The organism is Salegentibacter sp. Hel_I_6 (genome assembly GCF_000745315.1).
GTDB lineage: Bacteria > Bacteroidota > Bacteroidia > Flavobacteriales > Flavobacteriaceae > Salegentibacter.
The window spans coordinates 427,666-450,668 of record NZ_JQNQ01000001.1; the positions used below are offsets into that span (position 1 = coordinate 427,666).

General features: G+C 36.1%; 26 protein-coding genes. 13 read left to right on the top strand and 13 right to left on the bottom strand.

Annotation, left to right across the window (positions count from 1 at the left end):
- Window positions 1-37: 37 nt before the first annotated feature.
- The 5 genes from FG27_RS01935 to pyrR all read right to left on the bottom strand — a co-directional run bounded on the left by FG27_RS01935 (window position 38) and on the right by pyrR (window position 3,496).
- Window positions 38-544 (bottom strand): CAP domain-containing protein, encoded by a 507-nt coding sequence (locus tag FG27_RS01935; RefSeq protein WP_037314768.1) that lies wholly within the window; start codon window positions 542-544, stop codon window positions 38-40.
- A gap of 180 nt (window positions 545-724) precedes the next feature.
- Window positions 725-1,633, bottom strand: coding sequence for a ribonuclease Z (locus FG27_RS01940; RefSeq protein ID WP_037314771.1), 909 nt, complete (start codon window positions 1,631-1,633; stop codon window positions 725-727).
- 10 nt (window positions 1,634-1,643) lie between these two features.
- Window positions 1,644-1,976 (bottom strand): hypothetical protein, encoded by a 333-nt coding sequence (locus tag FG27_RS01945; protein WP_037314774.1) that lies wholly within the window; start codon window positions 1,974-1,976, stop codon window positions 1,644-1,646.
- A 42-nt stretch (window positions 1,977-2,018) separates the two neighbouring features.
- A complete protein-coding gene (locus FG27_RS01950) occupies window positions 2,019-2,948 on the bottom strand; it encodes an aspartate carbamoyltransferase catalytic subunit (RefSeq protein WP_037314776.1) in 930 nt (309 codons plus the stop codon).
- 8 nt (window positions 2,949-2,956) lie between these two features.
- Window positions 2,957-3,496 carry a bifunctional pyr operon transcriptional regulator/uracil phosphoribosyltransferase PyrR gene (gene pyrR, locus FG27_RS01955; RefSeq protein ID WP_037314779.1) on the bottom strand — a complete coding sequence of 180 codons (540 nt, stop codon included), beginning with the start codon at window positions 3,494-3,496 and terminating at the stop codon, window positions 2,957-2,959.
- A gap of 179 nt (window positions 3,497-3,675) precedes the next feature.
- Between pyrR and FG27_RS01960 the strand changes: the two genes are divergently transcribed.
- The 5 genes from FG27_RS01960 (at window position 3,676) to FG27_RS19195 (ending at window position 6,823) form a co-directional block, all read left to right on the top strand.
- Window positions 3,676-4,068 (top strand): DUF302 domain-containing protein, encoded by a 393-nt coding sequence (locus FG27_RS01960; protein WP_037314781.1) that lies wholly within the window; start codon window positions 3,676-3,678, stop codon window positions 4,066-4,068.
- An 87-nt stretch (window positions 4,069-4,155) separates the two neighbouring features.
- The gene (locus FG27_RS01965; protein WP_037314807.1) at window positions 4,156-4,479 is read left to right on the top strand and encodes a phosphoribosylpyrophosphate synthetase; all 324 of its coding nucleotides are present in this window, start codon (window positions 4,156-4,158) and stop codon (window positions 4,477-4,479) included.
- A 113-nt stretch (window positions 4,480-4,592) separates the two neighbouring features.
- Complete coding sequence (locus FG27_RS01970; RefSeq protein ID WP_231563232.1) at window positions 4,593-5,252, top strand: cation-translocating P-type ATPase; 660 nt, start codon at window positions 4,593-4,595, stop codon at window positions 5,250-5,252.
- Window positions 5,253-5,314: 62 nt separating this feature from the next.
- The gene (locus tag FG27_RS01975) at window positions 5,315-6,253 is read left to right on the top strand and encodes a ring-cleaving dioxygenase (protein WP_037314813.1); all 939 of its coding nucleotides are present in this window, start codon (window positions 5,315-5,317) and stop codon (window positions 6,251-6,253) included.
- A 90-nt stretch (window positions 6,254-6,343) separates the two neighbouring features.
- Window positions 6,344-6,823 (top strand): DUF6132 family protein, encoded by a 480-nt coding sequence (locus FG27_RS19195; protein WP_081912574.1) that lies wholly within the window; start codon window positions 6,344-6,346, stop codon window positions 6,821-6,823.
- A 29-nt stretch (window positions 6,824-6,852) separates the two neighbouring features.
- On the opposite strand, the gene FG27_RS01985 is transcribed toward FG27_RS19195, so the two are convergent.
- The 4 genes from FG27_RS01985 to ychF form a co-directional block, all read right to left on the bottom strand.
- Window positions 6,853-8,055, bottom strand: a complete 1,203-nt coding sequence (locus FG27_RS01985; RefSeq protein WP_037314816.1) for a hypothetical protein — start codon at window positions 8,053-8,055, stop codon at window positions 6,853-6,855.
- Between the two features lie 83 nt (window positions 8,056-8,138).
- Window positions 8,139-8,867, bottom strand: a complete 729-nt coding sequence (locus tag FG27_RS01990; protein ID WP_037314819.1) for a class I SAM-dependent methyltransferase — start codon at window positions 8,865-8,867, stop codon at window positions 8,139-8,141.
- Between the two features lie 99 nt (window positions 8,868-8,966).
- On the bottom strand, window positions 8,967-9,638 hold the full coding sequence (locus FG27_RS01995; RefSeq protein ID WP_037314821.1) for a hypothetical protein: 672 nt from the start codon (window positions 9,636-9,638) through the stop codon (window positions 8,967-8,969).
- 162 nt (window positions 9,639-9,800) lie between these two features.
- Window positions 9,801-10,895: a redox-regulated ATPase YchF gene (gene ychF, locus FG27_RS02000; protein WP_037314824.1), complete on the bottom strand. Its 1,095-nt coding sequence runs from the start codon at window positions 10,893-10,895 to the stop codon at window positions 9,801-9,803.
- A 228-nt stretch (window positions 10,896-11,123) separates the two neighbouring features.
- Between ychF and FG27_RS02005 the strand changes: the two genes are divergently transcribed.
- Window positions 11,124-12,059, top strand: a complete 936-nt coding sequence (locus FG27_RS02005) for a C1 family peptidase (RefSeq protein WP_037314827.1) — start codon at window positions 11,124-11,126, stop codon at window positions 12,057-12,059.
- 121 nt (window positions 12,060-12,180) lie between these two features.
- On the top strand, window positions 12,181-14,283 hold the full coding sequence (gene recQ / locus FG27_RS02010; RefSeq protein ID WP_037314829.1) for a DNA helicase RecQ: 2,103 nt from the start codon (window positions 12,181-12,183) through the stop codon (window positions 14,281-14,283).
- An 11-nt stretch (window positions 14,284-14,294) separates the two neighbouring features.
- Here recQ and FG27_RS02015 read toward each other — a convergent pair whose 3' ends face one another.
- The 3 genes from FG27_RS02015 to FG27_RS02025 form a co-directional block, all read right to left on the bottom strand.
- Window positions 14,295-15,086 (bottom strand): tRNA pseudouridine(38-40) synthase TruA, encoded by a 792-nt coding sequence (locus tag FG27_RS02015; RefSeq protein ID WP_037314831.1) that lies wholly within the window; start codon window positions 15,084-15,086, stop codon window positions 14,295-14,297.
- Window positions 15,087-15,116: 30 nt separating this feature from the next.
- Window positions 15,117-15,914 (bottom strand): 1-acyl-sn-glycerol-3-phosphate acyltransferase, encoded by a 798-nt coding sequence (locus FG27_RS02020; protein ID WP_037314834.1) that lies wholly within the window; start codon window positions 15,912-15,914, stop codon window positions 15,117-15,119.
- 172 nt (window positions 15,915-16,086) lie between these two features.
- The gene (locus FG27_RS02025; protein WP_037314837.1) at window positions 16,087-16,728 is read right to left on the bottom strand and encodes a CoA pyrophosphatase; all 642 of its coding nucleotides are present in this window, start codon (window positions 16,726-16,728) and stop codon (window positions 16,087-16,089) included.
- Here FG27_RS02025 and FG27_RS02030 point away from each other — a divergent pair.
- Window positions 16,727-17,488 (top strand): peptidylprolyl isomerase, encoded by a 762-nt coding sequence (locus FG27_RS02030; RefSeq protein ID WP_037314840.1) that lies wholly within the window; start codon window positions 16,727-16,729, stop codon window positions 17,486-17,488. The genes FG27_RS02025 and FG27_RS02030 overlap by 2 nt on opposite strands.
- Here the strand turns inward: FG27_RS02030 and FG27_RS02035 are convergent.
- A complete protein-coding gene (locus tag FG27_RS02035) occupies window positions 17,485-18,201 on the bottom strand; it encodes an RDD family protein (protein WP_037314843.1) in 717 nt (238 codons plus the stop codon). The genes FG27_RS02030 and FG27_RS02035 overlap by 4 nt on opposite strands.
- 34 nt (window positions 18,202-18,235) lie before the next feature.
- Here FG27_RS02035 and FG27_RS02040 point away from each other — a divergent pair, with 34 nt between their 5' ends.
- From FG27_RS02040 to FG27_RS02060, 5 genes are read left to right on the top strand one after another with little or no spacing between them, the layout of a single operon-like run.
- On the top strand, window positions 18,236-19,213 hold the full coding sequence (locus FG27_RS02040; RefSeq protein WP_037314846.1) for a stage II sporulation protein M: 978 nt from the start codon (window positions 18,236-18,238) through the stop codon (window positions 19,211-19,213).
- Window positions 19,194-20,051 (top strand): hypothetical protein, encoded by an 858-nt coding sequence (locus FG27_RS02045; RefSeq protein WP_037314849.1) that lies wholly within the window; start codon window positions 19,194-19,196, stop codon window positions 20,049-20,051. Before FG27_RS02040 ends, FG27_RS02045 begins: the two co-directional genes overlap by 20 nt.
- On the top strand, window positions 20,051-20,809 hold the full coding sequence (locus FG27_RS02050) for a DUF4129 domain-containing protein (protein WP_037314852.1): 759 nt from the start codon (window positions 20,051-20,053) through the stop codon (window positions 20,807-20,809). Before FG27_RS02045 ends, FG27_RS02050 begins: the two co-directional genes overlap by 1 nt.
- A complete protein-coding gene (locus FG27_RS02055) occupies window positions 20,802-22,016 on the top strand; it encodes a DUF4350 domain-containing protein (RefSeq protein WP_037314855.1) in 1,215 nt (404 codons plus the stop codon). Before FG27_RS02050 ends, FG27_RS02055 begins: the two co-directional genes overlap by 8 nt.
- Entirely contained in the window at window positions 21,997-22,998 is a 1,002-nt protein-coding gene (locus FG27_RS02060) for a MoxR family ATPase (protein ID WP_037314857.1), read from the top strand. Before FG27_RS02055 ends, FG27_RS02060 begins: the two co-directional genes overlap by 20 nt.
- Window positions 22,999-23,003 lie beyond the last annotated feature (5 nt).

Below are 23,003 nucleotides of genomic sequence, written 5' to 3' on the forward strand. Positions count from 1 at the left end.
TTTTCGTTTAACTTAATCAATCTATGAAAAACAAATATTACCTTCTAATAAAGATATTGGTGAAATAATTTCTTCCATTTTCATCGTCTACAACTGAAACTCCAAAATGAGAATGATTCCCTTCTATATTTTTTTTATGTCCTGCACTATTTAACCATGCCTTAACCACGGCATCAGCAGTACGGTATCCATAACCTACATTTTCACTAACGGCTTTTGCTCCTACAGTTTTCACTAAATTTTCATAACGCGCACCAAAATTATCGTGGCTCACTTCCCCTACTTCAAGCATGTAAAAATTATGAGATTCTGCTTCAACTGAAATTTCAGCAATTGGTTCAAGGGCTTCAAGATCTAAACTTTTTCTATGTTCATTTACTAAAGCGAGAATATCCCTTTCAATTTCAGAATAATTATAATTAACTTTTTCTTCAAATGTATGATTGTAGGAATTTACTTCTTCTACTAGGCTTTCTTTAGCACAAGAAACCGTTGAAACAGCGAGTAAAACAAGCATAAATAACCGTAGTGTACTTTTTCTCATAGTTAATCATGTTAGACAGGGAAGTTAAAAGTACACTTTTTATCGACTAAATGCATATTGAGATGTGCATTTCATCGATTTTATTTGTTTTTTAACATAAAAAGTAAGATTAGCCCTACTGGATTTGAGTGGGATAGAACAATTTACGTTAAAGATGTAGGTAGGAAACTATGAAAAGTGTTATTCAAAGACAAAAACCTTCCCATCATCGGCTAAATCAACCTCAGGGAATATGGTAGCGGCTTCTTCTCTAAACAAATTAATGTTGGTATATCGGGTAGAATAATGACCTAGAATAAGCTTTTTTACTCCGGCCTCTTTGGCAATTAGGGCGGCTTCTTTGGCCGTACTGTGTTTTGTTGGGAAGGCAAGACCGGCTTTATCTTCTAGGAAAGTAGATTCGTGATATAAAACGGTTGTACCGCTTATCTGCGGAATCATTTTTTGATTGAAAACAGTATCACTGCAATATGCATAGCTTTTTGAAGGAGCAGGTTCGTCAGTTACTAGTTGATTAGGAATTAGTTCTCCGGTTTCAGAAACCACGTCTTTTCCTTTTTTTAAACTTTTGTAAAGAGAAACATCAATATTATATTCTACGGCTCTATTGATAAGTAATTTACGATCTCCGGGCTTCTCTTTAAACAGAAAACCGTTCGTATAGATTCTATGAATTAGAGGAATAGTTTCTACAGTTACCTTTTCATCTTCATAAATAAGCTGAGGTTCTTTACTCGTTAACTCGTGAAAATATAGTGGATAATTAGTCCAGGAATTAGACAGTTTTAATTGTAAAGTGATAATTTCTTTAATTCCCCTAGGCCCATAAACGTGTAATTCAGATTCACGATTTAACAGTCTAAACGTAGAAATTAGACCAACCAGGCCGTAACAATGATCCCCGTGAAGGTGGGAAATAAATATGTGTTTTATTTTAGAGAACTTAATCTTATTTCGTCTTAACTGCACCTGCGTTCCTTCCCCACAATCAATTAGAAACAATTGATTTTTCATTTCCAGTACCTGGGAGGTAGGATTGGTGAAACTACGGGGAGTAGCGGCATAGCAACCAAGAATATTGAGCTTCATGAAAAAGATTTTATATACCCAAATCTCTTTGAATTTCGTCCATTTGAATAAGATCTTCAGCTTCCTTCAAAGAAGGAACCACAATGAGATCTTCGGGCAATTCGTCTATTCCAATTGCGTTGCTAACCAATACAAAAGATTTATTATTCAATTGGTGAACTTTGGAAATTTCTAAAAAACCAAGTACTTCTTCTTTTTGAAGTTGATGATAAGCTAAAAGACTTACCGCTACATTTTTATCTTCGAACCCCTCGTGCTTTTGAGTGAGCACCGAAACAAAATCTAAAACAGGTGCTTCTAAAGGCTCAATTAAAATATAATTCTCTTTTTCTGAAATCTTCATAGCTTGATTCTTTAAAATATAAAAGTATGGAAATATGATTTATTAACGATTAATCTTTGAAGCCAGCAAATAGATCACTGCCATTCTTACGGCAACACCATTTTGGACCTGGTCAAGAATAATCGCATTTTCCGCATCGGCAACATCACTGGTAATTTCAACGCCACGGTTTATTGGCCCTGGGTGCATAATTACTATTTCCTTATTCAGGCTTTCCAGCATTTTTTTATTCAGTTGAAATTGCTGAGCATATTCCCTGGTACTTGGAAAATAACTAATATCCATTCGCTCGTTCTGAACTCTAAGCATATTAGCAACATCACACCATTCCAGGGCTTTTTTAAGATCGGTTTCAACTTTTACGCCCAAAGACTCAATATGTTTTGGTAAAAGTGTTTTAGGCCCGCAAACCTTTACCTCAGCTCCCTGAAGCTTTAGTGCAAAGATATTAGAAAGCGCTACCCTACTATGTAAAATATCGCCTACAATAACCACTTTTTTGCCTTTAACTTCCCCTAAGCGCTCACGTATGGAATACGTATCTAAAAGCGCCTGGGTAGGATGCTCGTGAGCGCCATCTCCCGCATTGATTATACTTGCTTTTACATGGCGTGAAAGAAAGATTCCCGCCCCGGGGTTAGGATGCCTCATAACAACCATATCTACTTTCATAGATAAGATGTTGTTTACGGTATCAATAAGGGTTTCTCCTTTTTTAACCGAGGAAGATGCTGCCGAGAAATTTACAACATCGGCACTTAATCGTTTTTCGGCAAGTTCAAAGGAAAGTCTGGTTCTGGTAGAATTTTCGAAAAATAAATTGGCAATGGTAATATCTCTAAGCGAAGGGACTTTTTTAATGGGCCGGTTAATCACTTCCTTAAAATGATCGGCAGTTTTAAAAATAAGCTCAATATCTTCTTTGTTTAGATATTTAATGCCCAGTAAGTGATCTACACTTAATTCGCTCATAAATTTAGTTATTTAGAAACAAGATAAACCACGTCTTCGCCATCGTTTTCTTTCCAGTTTACTATTACTTTTTCTTCATTTATTGCATCTACCTGCCTCCCGTTATAATCTGGCTGAATAGGTAAATGCCGGCTAAATCGCCTGTCTATAAAACTCAATAATTCAATTTCGGCAGGTCTGCCAAAAGATTGAACCGCGGTTAAAGCAGCTCTAATGCTTCGGCCTGTGTATAGCACGTCGTCAATAAAAACAACTTTTTTATCTTCTACTATAAAATCAATTTTAGTCTTGTTGGCTTCAAGCGGTTTCTCTCCTCTTCTAAAATCGTCGCGGTAAAAGGTAATATCTAAATGCCCATAATCAAGGTCTTTAATTTGATATTCTTCCTTTAATATTTTAATAATCCGTTCAGCAAGAAAAACTCCCCTGGGCTGGATGCCAATAATTACAGTGTTTTTAAAATCGGTGTGATTTTCAACTAACTGGCAGGCAAGACGATGCAGAATAATATTTATTTCAACAGCATTCAGTAATATTCTTTGACCCATAGTTTAGTTTCAAAAAGTAGAAGTTCTAAAACAAAAGTAAGCTTTTTTATTTTTTTCTGAAGTTGAATAGCACTCATATTATAAATCTTTTCTTTAAGTATTTCTTCTTAGAAATCTACGCTCCACTTATTTTTTCTTCGTAAATTAATACTGAAAATTAACCGACTAAATATAAGATGATGAGCTATTATTTCTACACTACTTTAAAGGAAAAGGATTTTAACAAAGCCATAGACCAGGTTACTGCAGCTTTAAAAGAGGAAGGATTTGGTGTACTTACCGAGATTGACGTAAAAGAAACTCTTAAGAAGAAAATAGATGTAGAATTTAAGAAATATAAAATCCTTGGAGCCTGCAATCCAGAATTTGCGCACAAAGCGTTAAAAAGTGAAGATAAAATTGGAGTTTTTCTACCCTGCAATGTGATAGTAGAAGAAAATGATCATGGTGAGATTGAGGTTTCAGCGGTAGATCCAATATCTTCTATGCAGGCAGCTAAAAATAACGATTTAGAAGAAATCGCTACTGAAGTTCAGCAAAAGCTAAGGAAAATTATAGCCTCCTTGAATTAGCAAAACGCACATAGCAATAAATTACTGATATTCATTGTTTTAAATTCAAAAAACACTTACCTTAACTAGTAATATATCACTATAGCTATGCTGGTAGAAAGACACGATTACGAAACAGTTAGCCAGGCAATTAATGGTCTGGCTACGCGCGGTTATACTACCGATTTTCAATTAGAGCCCGAAAAAGATAAAATTATAGATCCTAAAGGTTCATTTGAACTTTCTCCCGAAGAATTTGAAATTGACGAAATTTATCGTTTTGAAGGAATGACAGATCCCGGCGATGAAATGATAGTATACGCCATCTCTTCCATTAATCATAAGGTTAAAGGTGTTTTAGTAAATGCTTTTGGCACTTATTCTGATTCAAATACTTATAACATTGTGAAACGGCTGCATAAACATCTTTAGCTATAGCCCGTATTAGCTTAGCAGTAGGAAAAGGAGGTAGTGAAGTCAGCCGAGATACTACGCCTTTAATCTTAATAAAAGATGATCTTTCGGGGATGCTTAAAGCCGTAGAAATGGGTAGGAGAATTTACAACAACCTAAAAAAGGCAATTCAGTATATAATTTCCATTCATATTCCCATAATTCTTACCGTATTTATACCGCTGGCTTTAGGATGGATTTACCCAAATATCTTTTCTCCTGTACATATTATTTTTCTTGAATTAATTATGGGGCCAACCTGCTCTATTATTTATGAGAATGAACCGGCTGAGGAAAATATTTTAAAACAAAAACCAAGAGCTGCAACCCAAAATTTTTTCAATGTAAAAGAATTAAGTTTAAGTATAATCCAGGGAATTGGTATTTCGGCAGGAACCCTTGGTGCGTATCAGTTTGCAGTTTCTTCAGGCTATTCTGAAGATCTTACCCGCAGCATGGTTTTTAGCTGTTTAATCACCGCAAATATTTTTTTAACTCTCGTAAATCGTTCTTTCTTTTATTCGGTAATTACTAGCCTTTCTTATAAAAACAAGCTTATTCCTATAATAATTGGGATTACCACATTATTAAGTGCCACCATGCTATACTGGAAACCTTTAAGGATTTTCTTTGAATTCGGGGAAATTTCAATAAATCAATTATTATTAAGCATCCTCATAGGGTTTTTATCGGTAGTCTGGATTGAAGTTTATAAATTGTACAAACGCAAGACAAAATTCAGTCATTTATAGGCATTTTTATACTTAATTTAACCGAAATTCGAATACTTTTTACTTAATTGAAGCAAAAAATTATGGAAGATAAAATACTTGGTTTACACCATATAACGGCAATAGCAGGAAGCGCTCAACGCAACTATGATTTTTACACTAAAGTACTTGGATTAAGAATGGTTAAGAAAACGGTGAATTTTGATGACCCGCAAACCTATCATTTTTATTTTGGTGATAAAGTAGGCAGCCCGGGAAGTATTCTTACTTTTTTCCCCTGGGAACGGGTAAAAAAAGGAAAAAATGGAGTGGGAATGGCAACCGAAATTGGCTATTCTGTGCCAGAAGGAAGCCTGGATTTCTGGCAAAAACGTTTTGAAAAATTTGGTGTTGAATTTGGTAAAATTAGAGAGCAATTTGGTGAGCAATATTTACAATTTCGCGATCCAGACGGACTTAATTTAAAACTGATAATTCCTAAACACGAAGACAATCGCGAAGCCTGGGAGACAGATGAAATTAAGAGAGAAGTTGGTTTAAAAGGTTTTCATAGCGTCACGCTTACCCTTTATAATGTAGGGCCAACGGCCAGTATTCTCACTGATATTTTTGAATATGAACTGGAAGAAAAAGCCGGTGAATTTTATCGTTATAAAACCAAGGCGGTAGAAAATGCAGCTATTATAGACATTCATGAAGATCCTACTGCCGAACCTGGAATTAACGCTGGAGGAACAAACCATCATATCGCTTTTAGAGTTAAAGATGAAGAAACCCAGATGCGTTTTCGGGAAAAAATTGTTCAGAAAGGTCTGCAAATTACAGACAAAATAGACCGTGATTATTTCTTCTCGCTCTACTTTAGGGAGCCCGGCGGAGTCTTATTTGAAATCGCCACCGATAATCCCGGGTTTACAAGGGACGAAAGCGTGGAGGAACTTGGAAGTAATTTAAAGTTACCCGATCAATACGAACAGGCCCGGGAACGAATTGAACGCCTGCTACCTGATCTAAAAATGTAATACTACTCATTTATCACCTAGTATCTAAGTGTAACAAAAGTGGCTGAAAACAGATGTTTTTCAGCCTATTTTGTTGCAAATATTAATACTATGAGTTTTCTGAATAATCATAAGCTTATCCTTGCAGGAGCCTTTATTGGTGCACTTGCCGGTTTCGTTTACTATAGTTTTATAGGATGCAATTCCGGAACCTGCGCCATAACCTCCCAACCGGTTAACAGCACAATTTATGGTGCTATGATGGGTGGCTTATTATTCAACATATTTAAATCTAAAAAAAGTGAAGTAGCTATGAACATAGAGCAATTAATCAAAGAAAATAAAGGAACTATTGTAGACGTAAGAACACCTAACGAGTTTCAAAGCGGGCATATAAACAACTCGGTAAATATACCCTTGCATGAACTTTCTAATCGATATGATGAATTTAGCAAAATGGAGAAACCATTTATTATGGTTTGCCGAAGCGGAAACCGCAGCGGTTTAGCTACAGAAATGCTAAATAAAAAGAATATTGAAGCTTATAATGGTGGCGCCTGGGATGCCGTTGATGGGATTCTAAATAAATAATAAACGGCGCAGTAAAAGCTTAAATTCTATTATTCTACAACATACATCTCATTAGAGGCCTTAATATATTCCTGAGGATTAAAAGTAGATTCAAAGCTATTACGCACCATATTCAATTTGGCTTTTAAATCGGCAATTTTGGTTTTTAGATATTCATCGTTTTCGTATTTCTTGATCAACGAATCGTATTTTTTCAGGTTTTCAAGGATTCTAAAAGTGATGGTTCCAAAACGGATTTTTAAATTTTGAACGGCAATCATCTGGTCATGGTAGTCCTGCTTCCAATTCTCTGGATTTTTAGCCTTCTCTTCAGCAATCTTATTCTCAGCAACTTTTGATATATCAAGGATATATTGCGTGCGTTTTTTAGCATCGGTCTCATTTGTGAAATTTCGTTCGAACTCAGCTGGATCGATTTCCAGAATTTGCACCAAATTTTCCTGCATTGCTTTTTCCTGAAGTTCTTTTAATTCGTCCAGGTTTTTATTTATAGATTCCCATTCGGTTTCGATAAGATCTTTATCGTGGGTAAATTGAGCCACAGTTGTGGTTAGTTTCAGCATTTCTGTACTTTGCTGTTTTAACTTTTTATCGCCCCAACCCAGGGAGTTTATAAAACTACCAATGCCGTCAAAAACGGTTCCGGCAAACATCCCGGTAAATGGCGTGCCCTGGGCAAGATCTCCGGTTACATTCATAATATGGCTTAAAGCCGAAAGCCTGGCATCGTTTTTCTTTTCTGCCTCCACAAAGTTTTTGAACTCGCCAAACCATTCCTGGTAACCTTCATAGTGCATAGGATTACTCACCTGGTCTAACGTAGCATAGAATTCACGGGAAGCATTAAAAAGATTTAGTGGCTTAATTTCACGTTCCATAGACGCTAAATTCAAAACCGCAGAGCTGTAATTATATTTATAAACGCTAATAGTATTTTTATCGATTTCCTCCTGGCGTTCTTCAAGAAATTTCACACGCTCCAAAAGTTTCTCTACCTTTTCTGCGGAAGAATTTGTGTTTTTTATACTCTCATCCAGGTTACTAATTTTAGAATCTATCTCTTTTATTCTATAATCAAGATTCTGACTCAATAAGCTACGTTCCCTATTAAGTTCCTGTAAAACCTGCTGGGTTACCGATTGATCTTCTGCAAAACTTTGTGACGAAGCATTCTGAAAAATCATTACTGAAAAAATCAGAAAAATAAAGCCTAATTTATTAATTTTCAACATATTTAGTCCAATATAATGTGATTAGATAACAAACCGAAGATAAACATTTTTTATGCCAGTTAATTTTCAGCTACTAAAATAGCTTAAATTTCACCTATCCTGGTTAAGATAGGAAAAACCACTTTATTCTGATTTCCAAAAGCTTTTTGTAGATCATTTTTAACCAAATCTACAGGATTTTCTCCCTTCGCATTTTCGTAGTGCTTTACGGCGCTCCAGGTTTTTAAATAACCAATAAGATGACCAAACGTCCATAAATACTCTTGCTTAAATTGCGGGGATTTTATCTCCCTGAACGGAAAAGGTATTGTTTGATAATGTTCATCTAAGTATTTTCGTTCCACATCCCAATATGGTCCAATCAGGTTTTCGTAAAAGTCTTCAATTATTTTATTGGTTTCAGGATTACTTTTAAATAAGGAATAACCAATTATAGCAATAATTCCATTGGGTTTTAAGACGCGTTTTGCCTCGTTAAAAAAAGCATCAAATTTGAACCAATGAAAAGCCTGCGCAACGGTGATAAGATCAAAACTATTATCGGGATAGTTCGTTTTTTCGGCTGGTTGAAGCGAATAATCAATATTTGAATGTTTTACCGCATTTTCTAATTGCTGTTTACTAATATCACTCGCCTTTACTTCCCTGAAGAATTTAGAAAGTTCCCCTGCTACCTGTCCATTCCCTGTCCCGCAATCCCAGGCCTTTTCTGTTTCAGCCAAATTTCTTTTCAAAAAAGCATATAATTCCTGCGGATATGTAGGTCTATATCTAGCATAAAAAGAGGACTGAGAAGAGAAATTATCTTTCATAAAGATGTCGGGTTATATAACTCAATTTAAGAAAATATAAGACAAAAAAAGAACCGTCTTAAAAGACGGTTCCTATAAAATTTTATTTAAAAGATTTTTCTATTGATCTACTTCTACCGTATCCGGCTCCTGGCTGTAGTCTGATTCGTCAACTGATCCTGGATTACTACTCATTGTACCACTAGTATTAGGAGCATCCATCTCTTCCATTACATCGGCAGCTTTATTAAAGAAAGACCTAAGTTTTTCTTTGGCATTACTAGATTTCATGTCTATTTCCTTAAGTTCAGCTTTAAGTTCATCTACTTCACCTGAAAGTTCTTCGTAAGCATTATCCTGAAGTTTCTCTAAAGCAGCAACTGCAGTTTGCAATTGCATATTCATATCATCGGCAGGATCGCTCAAACTATCGCCAATTACCTCTAATTTTTCATCAGCTTGCATCCCGAAATCTCTACTTCTTTCAGAAACCGCAGCTGCAAATTTCTGCAATGCTATTTCAGGATCAATTTCCTCCTGCATTTCTGCATATTCGTCATCACCATCAACGTAGGTAAGGTAATCTGCTACTGCATTACTTTCAAAAGCATAATTAGAAGTAGTGTCTTCATCTACCTCCATAGTTTGCTCAAACTCTATTTCTTCATCATTCTCCTTCTTATTTCCATCGTTACAAGAAAACATAATCCCAGAAGCCAAAAGAATTAGCCCGGTTTTCTTAATAAAATGTGGAGTGTCAATTTTAGATGTGATATTCTTTCTCAGTTTCATTTTTCTTAATTTTGGTTGTAAAATTTAAAATTAGGAAATAAATAAAAGCTGAGCTCAGTACGAATGATAAACTATTTCTAAAAATTTAGATAAAAGTCTAATTTTCGTTAAATTGAATGTGAAAATTTTTGAAATCAGAAATTTTTCTTAAAAAATCCGATTTTACACGTTAAACCTGAAGTGCATTACATCACCATCTTTAACGATATAATCTTTTCCTTCTACACGCATTTTTCCGGCTTCTTTTACTTTGGCCTCACTTCCCAATTGATCAAAATCTTCGTAAGCGATTACTTCGGCACGAATAAATCCCTTTTCAAAATCGGTATGAATTACTCCAGCCGCTTGTGGAGCACTGGAGCCTACAGGAATAGTCCAGGCACGAACTTCTTTAACACCTGCAGTAAAATATGTTTGAAGATTTAATAAACTATACGCCCCACGAATAAGCTTAGCAGCTCCAGGCTCTTCTAAACCTATATCCTGAAGAAACATTTGACGCTCTTCATAATCCTCAAGTTCGGTAATATCGGCTTCGGTTCCTACGGCTAGCACTAAAACCTCAGCATTTTCTTCCTTTACTGCTTCTTTTACACGTTCTACATGTGCATTTCCAGAAACTGCAGCACCTTCATCTACATTACAAACATACATCACCGGTTTATCGGTAATAAACTGTAATGGTTTTATAAATTCTTTTCTTTGGTCTTCGGTAAGATCAATAGCCCTAACAGATTTCCCAGCTTCAAGTCCTTGCTTTACTTTATTAAGAGCTGCTTCTTCTTTTTGTGCCTCTTTATTTCCGGTTCTAGCTGCTCGTTTTACTTTTTCAAGTTTCTTTTCTGCAGTTTCAAGGTCTTTTAATTGAAGTTCCATATCTATAGTCTCCTTATCTCGAATAGGATCTATGGAACCGTCTACGTGCACAATATTATCATTGTCAAAACAACGCAATACGTGAAGAATAGCATCGGTCTCACGAATATTACCCAAAAACTGGTTTCCAAGACCTTCACCTTTACTAGCACCTTTTACCAATCCTGCAATATCTACGATCTCTACGGTAGCCGGTTGTACTTTCTCAGGATTAACCAAACTTTCCAGGCGTTCTAATCTGGAATCTGGTACATTAACCACTCCTACATTAGGCTCTATGGTACAAAAAGGGAAATTTGCGCTTTGCGCCTTTGCATTAGAAAGACAATTAAAAAGCGTTGATTTTCCTACATTTGGTAATCCTACAATTCCGGCTTTCATAGTATATGATTTTTTGCGGCTGCAAATGTACGTTTTTTCTATTGTAGCCGCTAATTTCTTTTGAAGTCTATGTTTATCAATTTTAAAAAAAGCATATCCAACATTCACAATCCAATATCTTAGTTTCTGCCTTTTCCAAAAGTATTTTCCGAAGAAAATCAAAAACTATAGTAATTGGTGTGAAGATTGATACATTTTTACTTTCAATTTACATATCTCGTCTTAGCCATGAAAAAATTTCAAATTCTATTACTTGCCATTAGTCTAAGTGTAATTTCCTGTTATACTGATAGGGACGACTTAAATTCTGAAGGTAGAAATCCCAATAACCCCGAAATTCCACAAGAACACGAAAATCAATTTGTTACTGAAGATGGAGAAGTTTTTTCAACGGGTTTAGATTGCAATGGTACGGGAGAGTATAATATAGATTCTGCAAATTTACTTGAAAACATCAGCATACCTGATAGCATCCCAGCTAACTTTGATCTGTCCGAAAATCTTCCGCCGGTAAGAAACCAGGGCAACCTGGGATCTTGCGTTTCCTGGGCTACAAGTTATTATATGAAGTCTTTTCAAGAAAAAATTGAATCTGGATTACCTTATTCCGAAGCAAATATTTTCAGCCCGTCTTACACTTATAATCAACTTACCGGCGATGATTGTGGTGGGACTTCCATCCAAGAAACCCTCGCTTTAATTGAGGAACAGGGCGTTGCTACCTTAGAGCTGTTTCCCTATATGGACGATAATTGTACCACCCAACCAGACGAAACGGTAACTGAAGCGGCCAGCGATGCAAGAATATCAGATTTTAAAGCTTTAAGCGGGGAAAATATGATTGCTGAAATGAAAACCCTCATCACCCAACAAAATCCTATTGTTATAGGCGCAGTTCTTTCTCCTGAGTTTGGTAAAACCGATAGTTTCGGTTTGAGCGCCTACCGGGAACACAGTGTAGATTATGATGAAGTAACCTGTCACGCGATGTTAGTGATTGGTTTTGATGACGAAGTAAATGCCTTTAAAGTAGTAAATTCCTGGGGGCAAGGCTGGGGAGATGCCGGTTTTGTATGGATAGATTACCAGGCCTTTGAAAATGTTACCGATGAGAATGCTACATTTAAAGTAATCAATGAGGCTTATGTAGCTTTTGATCTTTAAAAAACAACAACTTTTTCTAATATACTAGAATTCCCGATAAACTAATTTAAAAATAAGTGTTTTCCCATATTTTAAGCACATTCGGGTTTGTGAATTGTGACTTTGCCCTAACTTTGCAGCTATGGAAAATACCCGGGTTTTACATACGCTTAAAGAATATTTTGGTTTTGATAGTTTTAGACCGCTTCAAAAAAGGATCATTGATTCTGTTTTTGAAGGAAAAGATAACCTGGTAATTATGCCCACTGGTGGCGGAAAATCTATTTGCTACCAACTTCCTGCTATTTTGCTTCCGGAAATTACCCTGGTAATTTCACCGCTTATCGCCTTGATGAAAGACCAGGTAGACGGACTTACCGCTAATGGCGTTCCCGCGGCATTTTTAAATAGTAGCCAAACCGAGAGCCAGCAACAGGAGATTTTCAAAAAAATTGATTCCAAAGAATTAAAACTGCTTTATGTTGCTCCGGAAAGTCTGCAGTTTGTAGACCGGTTTATGAGCGACGGAAAAATAAGTTTGATCGCAGTAGATGAAGCGCATTGTATCTCCAGCTGGGGGCACGATTTTAGACCGGCATATACGCAATTAGGTTATTTAAAAAATCGCTTTCCCACTACCCCAATGATCGCGCTAACCGCTACAGCCGATAAAGCTACGCGAGAAGATATTTGCCGGCAATTAAATGTTCCAAATGCCGAAAAGCACATTGCTTCATTTGATAGGAAAAATCTAAGTCTTGATGTGCGGCCGGGAATTAAGCGCTTTGAGCAAATCACCAATTTTGTAAAAACACGAAAAAAGGAAAGCGGAATTATCTACTGCCTAAGTAGAAAAAACACCGAAGAAATTGCTGAAAAACTGCAACGTAAAGGTTTTGAAGCAGAAGCATACCACGCCGGTCTACCGGCAGAGAAACGTATTGAAATTCAGGATAATTTTATCAATGATAATTCAAAGATTATTTGTGCTACCATCGCTTTTGGGATGGGCATCGATAAATCAAATATCCGCTGGGTAATTCATTATAATATGCCCAAAAACCTGGAAGGTTATTACCAGGAAATTGGTCGTGCAGGTCGTGACGGATTGCCCTCAGACACTATGCTTTTTCATAGCTATGCCGATGTGGTGCAGTTGCAAAAATTCGCTTCCAACTCAGGAAATGAAGAAGTTCAGTTAGCCAAACTAGACCGAATGAAGCAATATTCTGAAGCATTAAGTTGCCGCCGAAAAATATTGCTGAGTTATTTTGGAGAATTAAAACAGGAGGATTGTGGCAATTGCGATATTTGTAAGAATCCACCCCAATTTTTTGATGGCACGGTGATCGCTCAAAAAGTTCTTTCCTGTATTTTCAGGCTAAAAGAAAACGAACCGATTACAGTTTTAATAGACGTTTTAAGAGGTTCACAAAATGAAGCTGTTATTAGCAAAAACTATCAGAAAATTAAAACTTTTGGAATTGGCAATGATATTTCCTGGCACCACTGGCAGCAGTATATTATTCAGCTTATCAACCTTGGTTATGTAGAAATCGCTTTTCATAGAGGTAATAATTTACAACTTACGGAATTGGCTAAAAATGTTTTGTTTGAAGGTGAAAAAGTTCAGCTTGCTGAAGTTCCTGATCGCAAAAAACTGAAACGCCGTGAAGAAACAGAAGTTGCAGAAAAAACTTCAGATAATTCCCTTTTTGAAAAACTAAGACAGCTACGCTTAAAAATTGCCCGTGAAGAAGAAATTCCCGCTTACCTCATCTTTAACGATGCTACCTTAAAAGAAATGGAAAAATCCCGCCCTATGACCGATGATGAATTTCTTCAGATCAATGGTGTAGGGAGACAAAAAATGCAGGATTATGGGTATGAGTTCATAAAGGAGATCATCGCTTTCAGTAAAAAAAAACGTAGCACTAAAAAACGTAAAAAAGCAAATACCTACAAAGCAACTTTAGATTTATTAAATGAAGGTTTAAACCTGGAAGAAATTGCGAAAAAACGAGAGCTTGCAATTACTACTGTTTATTCGCATTTGGCAAAATTATATACTGAAAATGAAGCCGTAGATCCAATGAAATATGTTTCTAAAGCCGATTTTAAAGCTATTGAAAAAGCCAAAACTGAACTTGAGAATCCAGAAGGTTTAAAACCATATTTTGAACATTTTGAAGAAGCCATAGATTACGGAACGATCAGGTTAGCCTTAGCTGTTTTAGAAAAATAGGAAGCAGAAGTTTAAAAATCTTCCAGCCCAATTTTATTTAAAAGTAAGCCCGAGGCCGGCACTATATAATCCATCTGCATTTCAACGCCGGGTTTTAAGCTGTTTTCCAGATTTTCCAGTGTCAATTCACCTCTACCAAGTTGCAGCAAAGCGCCCATCATTAAACGAACCTGGTGCCTTAGGAAACCGGCGCTATGAATATGAAAAATATAAGATTTTTCAGGAAAAAAGTTTGCGGTGATTTCGGTATTTTCAACTAATTCAGACTTTATGATCTCACGCTCAAAAGTGCTGTTTTCTGAAACCCGCACACAATAGTTTCTAAACTGGTGTCTACCTTCAAAAAGCTTTGCTCCTTTTTTCATCAATTCAATGTCAAGGTCAAACTGAAAATTAGCCATTAAAGGCGCGCAAAAAGGATGATTTTTCTCTCCAAAACTAAATAAATAAGCATATTCCTTAAGTTTTGGATGCTGAATGATATTGAATTTCGCATCTACTTCAGTAATGGCAAGCGCTCGAATATCCTGTGGTAAATTCTGGTTGAATTCTTTTAAAAATTCATCCAGATCTGTAAGTGGTTCGTAATCCAAAAACAACTCAAATGCCGATTCCTGAGCAGAAACCATAGCATCGGTTCTACTGGTGCCTAAAATCTTAAACTTTTGTTCAGGCATCACATAACGTAGCGTTTTTGTAATTAATTCTTCTACTGTTTTTACATTTGGCTGCTTTTGCCAGCCGTGCAGACGATAGCCTAAATACTGAACTTTAATAAGGTAAAAATAGCGCTTGGCTTGCAAATTTTGCGTTTTTCGGGGTTTGGAATACTACTAATATTCCCTTTTTTTATTCAACTCTTCCATCTCCTTTACTGTTTCCGCAGGAATAACTTTTTGGAAAGAGGAATGCTGCTCTATGGCGTATTCTAGTTTACTTACAATATCTTCAATAGATTCATTTTCGTAATCTATTTCAAGTGGTTTCTTAATTTGCATTGTTTGAAGAATACCACGCTTTTTAATCCTAATTCCCTTTTTATCAAAAGAGCGTCTAAAACCGTCGATCACGATAGGAATTACAATAGGTTTATATTGTTTAATAATATGTGCCGTTCCCTTTCTAATTGGCTTAAAAGGTTTTGTAGTTCCCTGGGGGAAAGTAATTACCCAACCGTCTTTTAAAGCGGTCCCGATATTTTTAGTATCGTCAGGATTTACCTTTCGTTCAACTTCCTGCCCTTTTGCCCGCCAGGTTCGCTCTACACTAACGGCTCCCGCATAAGCCATAATTCGGGAAAGTAAACCGGCGTCCATGGTCTCTTTAGCAGCTACATAATAAATATTGAGTTTAGGCTGCCAAATGTATCCAACATTCTTTATAGAATCTACCCTACCGCTTAAGCTTGCATTAAAAACATGAAACATAGCGGTTACATCTGCAAAATAAGTTTGATGATTGGAAACAAAGAGTACATTGGTATAGGGTAGATTTTTAATAATTTCTGAACCTTCAATACTCAATTCGTTATAACCCCGATAACGGCGATGGGTCAACAATCCGAAAATACGGATAAGCCACTTTTTCAGAAATAAAATATGTCCAAACGGATTTCTTTTAAACAATCCCATAGTTTAAATTTCAGTTCTTACTTTCCTGTATACTTGTAGTTCGATTAGATTAGGAGAGAACACCTCACAAAACCTAAGGAAAAACAATTCAATTTTGACACAAACCGGGCACTATTTAAATCTCGATTATCGAGTAAAAATTAAGCCGGGCAAATATAGCAATTCTTAAATTTTAAAGGCTTTTTCTAAATATTTCTCGTATTTCACTCAACATCATACCTGTAGCACCCCAAACAATTTGTTCATTTAATTTAAATGCCGGTACAACCATTTTACTGGAATAACTAGTGCTTAATTCCTGATTTACAAAATTAGAATGATCCAGAAAATGATCCAGGTCTACCTCCAAAATACGCTCTACTTCGCTTTCCTGCGGAATTAAAGTTGGGGTTTTTTCCAGCAAACCTAAATAAGGTTGCACCCAAAAATTACTGGGCGGAATATACAATCGTGTTAATTCCCGAATCACTTCAATATTATTTCTGGGAATTCCAACTTCTTCTTCGGTTTCCCGCAATGCGGTTTGCTGCAGGTTATCGTCTTCAGGCTCTACACGGCCACCGGGAAAGCCTATTTGATTAGAATGCACCCCTTTATAAGTTTTCCTCAGAATTAGAACTAAATAAGTTTTTCCGAAATCATTTGGATAAAAAACAGCCATAACACCGGCTTCATTAGAATTAAGACTATTAATATCAAGATCTCTCATCTCTTCCCTACGATTACCCGGCACTAATTTATGATGCGCCTCTTCCCCCGGAAGGACAATTTTTTTTAATTTTGGTATCCTGTCTTTAAAATCCTGAAAATCCATGAAAATCTCGCTTTCTATATTTTATTTTTCCTTAATTCTTTTTTTTGCAAGTTGTGAAGATAAGGAAACTTCCAGTAAAAATACTTCGGAAAAGGCTTCAGCTAAAGAAGAAGTTACTCAAAAAACTTCCAAAATAGACTCCCTAAGAGCAAAATATAGTAAAGCTGACGAATCATCTTACCAAAGTGATTCTATTAAAAGCAACGAAGAATTTCCTATTGCCCAGGAAGAACTTATTCCTTTTTTAACCCAATATGGAAAAGAAAACCCTGAAACCCGGGTGAGAATTATTACCAGTTTTGGAAATATTGAGGTAGAATTATACAGGGATACACCACTACACCGGGCAAATTTTATAATGTTAGTTAAAGAAGGTTATTTTAACAGCACTTTTTTTCATAGAGTAGCGCCTGGCTTTGTGATACAGGGTGGGAATTCAGATAATACTGCTACTCCAAGAAAACGCTCAAATATCGGCAATTACCTAATCCCAAGTGAATTTGACGCAGGCCATAAACATTCTTACGGAGCTTTTTCAGCAGCAAAATATAGTGAGCAAAATGTGAGTAAAGCTTCTTCACCTTTTGAGTTTTTTATTGTTATCAAAGAAAATGGAACCCCGCACTTAAACAACGATCACACAGTTTTTGGACGTGTCACCAAAGGAATGGAGATCGCAGAAAAAATTGCCCAGGTTGAAACAGGCCAGTCAGAATGGCCTATAGACAATGTAGAGATGAACGTGGAAATAATTAATTAGGCGCGTTGGGTGTAATAATTATAATCGGTTATCACCTGCTCAATAAATTCGGTTGGTTTTTCTTCGGGCGTGGTCTCCAGTAATTGTGATAGTTTTTCTGATAAAGATAAAATAAGTCGGTGATTATGATTTCTTTTTGCCGTTTGATAAAGGTTTTTAATATCCTGTACATCGGCATCTTTTAAAATACTTACCTGGGGATATTTTGGCTGATAACCTTCTGGTATATCTACGGCCAAACTTCGGTTTAAATTGGTTCTGGGTTTTTCAGAAATTACAGTGGTTTTTGCAGCAAGATCGCCTAAACGCTGGCCTTTGCCGTTTAGCAAAATAGTCACAACAGCAATAGCGCCGCTACTAATAGAAATGTCTATAAATCGTAGCAACCACCTGATTAAATAATCAGCAAAAGCAGGCCGGCTGCCATCTAATTTCACCACTCTAATCTGTAATACTGCCTTACCGGGAGTTTGGCCATTATATAAGCTTTCCCATAATAAATAATATAATAATGAAGGTAAACCCATAACAAGGTAGTACACCCACTGCCCTGCCGCATCTAATCCTGTACCGGCAAGAGCCAGGGAACTTATAACCACATACAACCCAATAATAAAGATATCTACAATAAAAGCGAGGATGCGATCACCCACACTGGCAACATTCTGATTAATACTTATATTTTGAGCGGTTTCAATTTGAAAATTATCCATTTAATCTGTTTCTTTGAGTCATAATAGAAAAACCATGCGAGAGGCTGCTTTTGTGAAGCAAAATAAGGATAAATGGCTGAAGTTTGAAAGCCTGCTTCAAAATAAAAATAAGCTGCGGCCAGAGCGGCTTTCTAATATTTATATTGAAATAAGCGATCATTTAAGCTATTCAACAACATTTTATCCAAAAAGTAATACTACTACCTATTTAAATCAGTTAGCGGCTTCAGCACACCAAAAACTTTATAAAAATAAAAAGGAATCTCAAAATCGTTTTATCACGTTTTTCACTAAAGAATTTCCTTTATTCTTCTATAATTTTCAGAAACAATTACTACTTAGCTTTTTAATTTTCGCTCTTTTTTCAGCTGCGGGCGCTTTTTCAGCAGCTTCAGATCATACTTTCGTGAGAAGTATTTTAGGCGATGCTTATGTGAATATGACTTTGCAGAATATTGCTGAAGGCGATCCCATGGCGGTTTATAAAAAAATGAGTGAAACCGATATGTTCCTGGGAATTACAATAAATAATATTCGGGTCTCGCTAATGGCCTTTAGTATGGGAATCCTCGCAGGAATTGGTACGGTGTTTATCTTAATGCAAAACGCCGTAATGCTCGGGTCTTTTCAATATTTCTTTTATGATCAAGGCATACTTTGGGAATCGGCCAGAACAATCTGGATTCACGGTACTATTGAAATTTCTGTGATTATTATTGCCGGTTGCGCAGGACTGGTCGTGGGAAAAAGCATACTTTTCCCGGGAACTTACACTCGTCTAACCTCCTTTGTAAAGGGAGTTAAAAACGGACTTAAAATAGTGATTAGTACCATTCCATTTTTTATAGTCGCTGGATTCCTGGAAGGTTTTGTTACTCGGCAAACCCAAATGCCAGACTGGCTGGCGATTGTAATTATTAGCAGCTCCCTGGCATTAATTCTATTTTACTATATTTTTTACCCCATATTTTTACATAAAAAACAACAACTCCATGAAGCAGGATTACATTGATTTTAAGCAACAGCGGGAGCTGGGCGATATTATAAGCTATACGTTTAAATTTATTCGTGAAAATTATAAAGCCTATTTTACAAGTGTCATAAAGATTGCCTGGCCGGCGTTTCTGCTTTTAATCGCTGCCGTATCTTATTATTCGTATACCACGGTTGGCAATTCTTTAATGTTCAATCAGGATGGCGGGTTTTTTATCGGTTTTGGTTTATTAATGGTTGGATTACTCTTATATTTTTCGGTGATGAACGTGGCTGCATTTCATTTTATAAAATCTTATGTTAGCAATAGTGGAGAAGCCAGTCATCAGGAAGTTAAACAGGGCGTGAAAAAAGATTTAGGAAAAATGTTTGGTCTTGGTGCGATTACCTGGATCTTAATTTTTGCGGGACTTATAATCTTCATCATTCCTGGAATATATTTAAGTGTTCCGCTTAGTATAGCGGCCGCGGTGCTTGTTTTTAAAAGCGAAAGTATTGGCGGCAGTATTTCTGAAGGTTTTCACCTGGTAAAAGATAACTGGTGGATGAGTTTTATTAGCCTGTTTCTTATTTGGTTAATCGTGTATGTCATCAGCCTTATTTTTCAACTGCCGGTGCTAATTTATACTTTCGTAAAAATGTTTACAATTATGGAAGAAAATTCGGCTTCTTCAACAAATGTTGCCGAAGTATTTGACTGGGTTTATCTCACCTTAACCATAATTGCGTCTGCAATTCAATATCTTCTTTACGCCATTACGCCAATTGGGGTGGCTTTTGTTTATTATAATCTTAATGAAATAAAATACTTTACCGGCGCCTACGAAAGCATTGAAAATCTTGGTAAAAACGATTAATGATTAAAGTCTTTCTTCTTTTTTGTTTTATTTTCTTCGGAAACTTAATTCCGCAGGAACAAGCTATGAGTGATTCTACGGAAGTAGTTCAGAATTCTGCAAAAGAAAATCTGGAGAAAGCTAATTTTGATCCTGAAAAAATTGAAGCTTATAAAACTGATAAAGCATTTGATTATTTAGATAAAATTGAAGAGGATTCCTGGTGGACACGTTTAAAAAAATGGATCAACCTAAAATGGAATGCTTTTTTACAATGGCTTTTTGGCGATTACCAAACCAACGCATTTTGGAGCGCAGTACTCGCTACCCTACCTTATGTTTTATTAATTTTAGTACTTGGTTTAATCACCTGGCTTTTTATTCGCTTAAATCCTGGGAATGCTGTGATGGCTGAACCTCTTACTGGAAAAGTAAACTTTCAAAAGGAAGAAGATCTTGTTAAATCGGCTGATATTTCGTCTTTGATTCAAAAAGCTATTCAGCAGGAAAATTACCGTTTGGCGGTTCGTTATCTGTATTTAAAAAGCCTTCGTTTGCTAGATCAAAAAGAGCATATTTCATATCGATTTCAAAAAACCAACGAAGATTATATCAATGAAATAAGAGAAACTGAATTAAAAAGCCAATTCACCAAAATCACGCGTCTTTACGATTTTATCTGGTATGGGGATTTTGACCTTTCTAAATCGCGTTTTGAAAAAGTAAACCAGGAATTTTCGCAAATGGAAAACAGTTTAAAACCGGCAAATAATGGGTAAAACATCAAAACTGTTTTTCGGTTTTTTTCTGCTACTGGTTATTTTCCTAACCTACCTCGAGGCTACAGAACCGGAACCCGTAAACTGGACGCCAAGTTATATGAGTGACGATAAAATCCCACTGGGAAGTTTCGTTTTTTATGAAAGCTGGAAAAATACTGAAAACTATGAATTCGAAGAAATTAATATTCCGCCTTTTGAAAAACTAGCTGACAGCCTGGGCAATGGCACATATTTTTTCCTGAATAATTCAGTAGGTTTTGATCCAGATGAACTGGATAAAATACTGGAATGGGTTGCTGATGGAAATCAACTTTTTATTTCTGCCAGGGGTATTAGTGCAGGATTATTAGACACACTTCGGCTAGAAACCAGGGTTTTTATTCCTGAAAATGATCTAAGCTCTAAACCGCAATTAAATTTTGAAAATTTGGGTTTAAAAAGTAAATCTGGATTTAAATTTAAAAATGAATTTCCACCGCTTTATTTTCATTCAAAAGATAGTGCCGAAATTGAAATCCTGGGACAAATAAATATTCAGGGGAATGACAAAATCAAACAACCAAATTTTATAAGTTCTAAAATTGGAGACGGAAAAATCTACCTACACACCACCCCGGAAGCTTTTGGAAATTACTTTCTCCTTAGCGATAATAATTATGAATATGCTGAAAAAATTCTGGCATATATAAATAACGAAAACCCGGTGTTTTTAGATAATTATTATAAAGCAGGGAAAAGTTTCTACTCTTCTCCCCTATATATTCTGTTAAGCGATAACCGATTGAAATGGGCCTATTATTTTCTACTGGCAGGCAGTATCTTATTTATTATTTTTGAAGGGAAAAGAAAACAACGGGCAATTCCGGTTGTAAATCCTTTAAAAAATCAGAGCTACGAATATGCTAAAACTGTAGGTGATCTTTATCTGGAAGAAAAGGAATACCAGGAATTGATCACGAAAAAAATCAATTTATTTTTAGAATATATCAGGACTAATTATAAAATTTCAACTAAAACCATAGACGAAGAATTCCATACCTTACTTGCAGCTAAATCTGGAAACAGTGTGGCTTCAGGAAAGGAACTTTTTAATAAAATGGAAGAATTCTCTAACAATACCACGGCTGGAAAAAGCGAATTTTTTAAACTTTCTGAGGCTATAAACAATTATAAATCAAATTCGAATGGAAAACCACGAAAATAAAGAAACCGAATCGCTTAATTTTGATAGTAGAATTCCCTTAGACGACCTAAAAGAAGCCGTTTCGAGATTAAAAAATCAGCTGTCTAAAGTCATTGTTGGTCAAAACGATTTTGTAGAATTATTAATTGCCGGTTTGCTTTCTAACGGTCACGTTCTAATTGAAGGTGTTCCCGGAGTTGCCAAAACTTTAACCGCTAAATTATTCGCAAAAAGTTTAGATACTAACTTTAGCCGAATTCAATTTACACCAGATCTTATGCCGAGTGATGTTTTAGGAACTTCGGTCTTAAATGCGCAAAAAGGCGAATTTGAATTTAAACCAGGTCCTATTTTTTCCAATATTATTTTAATAGACGAAATTAACCGTGCCCCGGCTAAAACCCAGGCTGCATTGTTTGAAGTGATGGAAGAACGGCAAATCACCATAGACGGTGTTCAACATGATCTTGATGCTCCATTCATGGTTCTCGCCACTCAAAACCCTATTGAGCAGGAAGGAACTTACGCTTTGCCCGAAGCACAATTAGACCGGTTTTTATTTAAAATTCAGGTAGATTACCCCGGTCTAGAAGACGAAGTAGATATTCTAAAAACCCACCACGAACGCAAAGGCTCGCTCCCAATTTCACAAATTGAAGCGGTTTTAAATCCTGAAAATCTAAACGAACTAAAAAACCAGATCCAGGAAATTATCGTCGAAGAAAAACTGATGCATTATATTGCCAGTATTGTGGGTAAAACAAGAAATCATTCTCATATTTATCTTGGTGCTTCTCCCCGGGCATCTATCGCGGTAATGAATGCATCAAAAGCTTTTGCCGCTATTAACGGCAGAGATTTTGTAATTCCGGAAGATATTAAAAAAGCCCTTAATCCTGTTTTAGCTCACCGATTAATTATTAGTCCCGATCGTGAAATGGAAGGAATTACTACCAAAGAAGTAATAGAAATGATCTCGCAATCTGTAGAAATTCCACGTTAGTGCTC

What these genes read in the sequence shown, in the direction of transcription:
- FG27_RS01935 (WP_037314768.1), bottom strand. Translation starts at nt 544, where the DNA reads ATGAGAAAAAGTACACTACGGTTATTTATGCTTGTTTTACTCGCTGTT.
- FG27_RS01940 (WP_037314771.1), bottom strand. Translation starts at nt 1,633, where the DNA reads ATGAAGCTCAATATTCTTGGTTGCTATGCCGCTACTCCCCGTAGTTTC.
- FG27_RS01945 (WP_037314774.1), bottom strand. Translation starts at nt 1,976, where the DNA reads ATGAAGATTTCAGAAAAAGAGAATTATATTTTAATTGAGCCTTTAGAA.
- FG27_RS01950 (WP_037314776.1), bottom strand. Translation starts at nt 2,948, where the DNA reads ATGAGCGAATTAAGTGTAGATCACTTACTGGGCATTAAATATCTAAAC.
- pyrR (WP_037314779.1), bottom strand. Translation starts at nt 3,496, where the DNA reads ATGGGTCAAAGAATATTACTGAATGCTGTTGAAATAAATATTATTCTG.
- FG27_RS01960 (WP_037314781.1), top strand. Translation starts at nt 3,676, where the DNA reads ATGAGCTATTATTTCTACACTACTTTAAAGGAAAAGGATTTTAACAAA.
- FG27_RS01965 (WP_037314807.1), top strand. Translation starts at nt 4,156, where the DNA reads ATGCTGGTAGAAAGACACGATTACGAAACAGTTAGCCAGGCAATTAAT.
- FG27_RS01970 (WP_231563232.1), top strand. Translation starts at nt 4,593, where the DNA reads ATGGGTAGGAGAATTTACAACAACCTAAAAAAGGCAATTCAGTATATA.
- FG27_RS01975 (WP_037314813.1), top strand. Translation starts at nt 5,315, where the DNA reads ATGGAAGATAAAATACTTGGTTTACACCATATAACGGCAATAGCAGGA.
- FG27_RS19195 (WP_081912574.1), top strand. Translation starts at nt 6,344, where the DNA reads ATGAGTTTTCTGAATAATCATAAGCTTATCCTTGCAGGAGCCTTTATT.
- FG27_RS01985 (WP_037314816.1), bottom strand. Translation starts at nt 8,055, where the DNA reads ATGTTGAAAATTAATAAATTAGGCTTTATTTTTCTGATTTTTTCAGTA.
- FG27_RS01990 (WP_037314819.1), bottom strand. Translation starts at nt 8,867, where the DNA reads ATGAAAGATAATTTCTCTTCTCAGTCCTCTTTTTATGCTAGATATAGA.
- FG27_RS01995 (WP_037314821.1), bottom strand. Translation starts at nt 9,638, where the DNA reads ATGAAACTGAGAAAGAATATCACATCTAAAATTGACACTCCACATTTT.
- ychF (WP_037314824.1), bottom strand. Translation starts at nt 10,895, where the DNA reads ATGAAAGCCGGAATTGTAGGATTACCAAATGTAGGAAAATCAACGCTT.
- FG27_RS02005 (WP_037314827.1), top strand. Translation starts at nt 11,124, where the DNA reads ATGAAAAAATTTCAAATTCTATTACTTGCCATTAGTCTAAGTGTAATT.
- recQ (WP_037314829.1), top strand. Translation starts at nt 12,181, where the DNA reads ATGGAAAATACCCGGGTTTTACATACGCTTAAAGAATATTTTGGTTTT.
- FG27_RS02020 (WP_037314834.1), bottom strand. Translation starts at nt 15,914, where the DNA reads ATGGGATTGTTTAAAAGAAATCCGTTTGGACATATTTTATTTCTGAAA.
- FG27_RS02030 (WP_037314840.1), top strand. Translation starts at nt 16,727, where the DNA reads ATGAAAATCTCGCTTTCTATATTTTATTTTTCCTTAATTCTTTTTTTT.
- FG27_RS02025 (WP_037314837.1), bottom strand. Translation starts at nt 16,728, where the DNA reads ATGGATTTTCAGGATTTTAAAGACAGGATACCAAAATTAAAAAAAATT.
- FG27_RS02035 (WP_037314843.1), bottom strand. Translation starts at nt 18,201, where the DNA reads ATGGATAATTTTCAAATTGAAACCGCTCAAAATATAAGTATTAATCAG.
- FG27_RS02040 (WP_037314846.1), top strand. Translation starts at nt 18,236, where the DNA reads ATGCGAGAGGCTGCTTTTGTGAAGCAAAATAAGGATAAATGGCTGAAG.
- FG27_RS02045 (WP_037314849.1), top strand. Translation starts at nt 19,194, where the DNA reads ATGAAGCAGGATTACATTGATTTTAAGCAACAGCGGGAGCTGGGCGAT.
- FG27_RS02050 (WP_037314852.1), top strand. Translation starts at nt 20,051, where the DNA reads ATGATTAAAGTCTTTCTTCTTTTTTGTTTTATTTTCTTCGGAAACTTA.
- FG27_RS02055 (WP_037314855.1), top strand. Translation starts at nt 20,802, where the DNA reads ATGGGTAAAACATCAAAACTGTTTTTCGGTTTTTTTCTGCTACTGGTT.
- FG27_RS02060 (WP_037314857.1), top strand. Translation starts at nt 21,997, where the DNA reads ATGGAAAACCACGAAAATAAAGAAACCGAATCGCTTAATTTTGATAGT.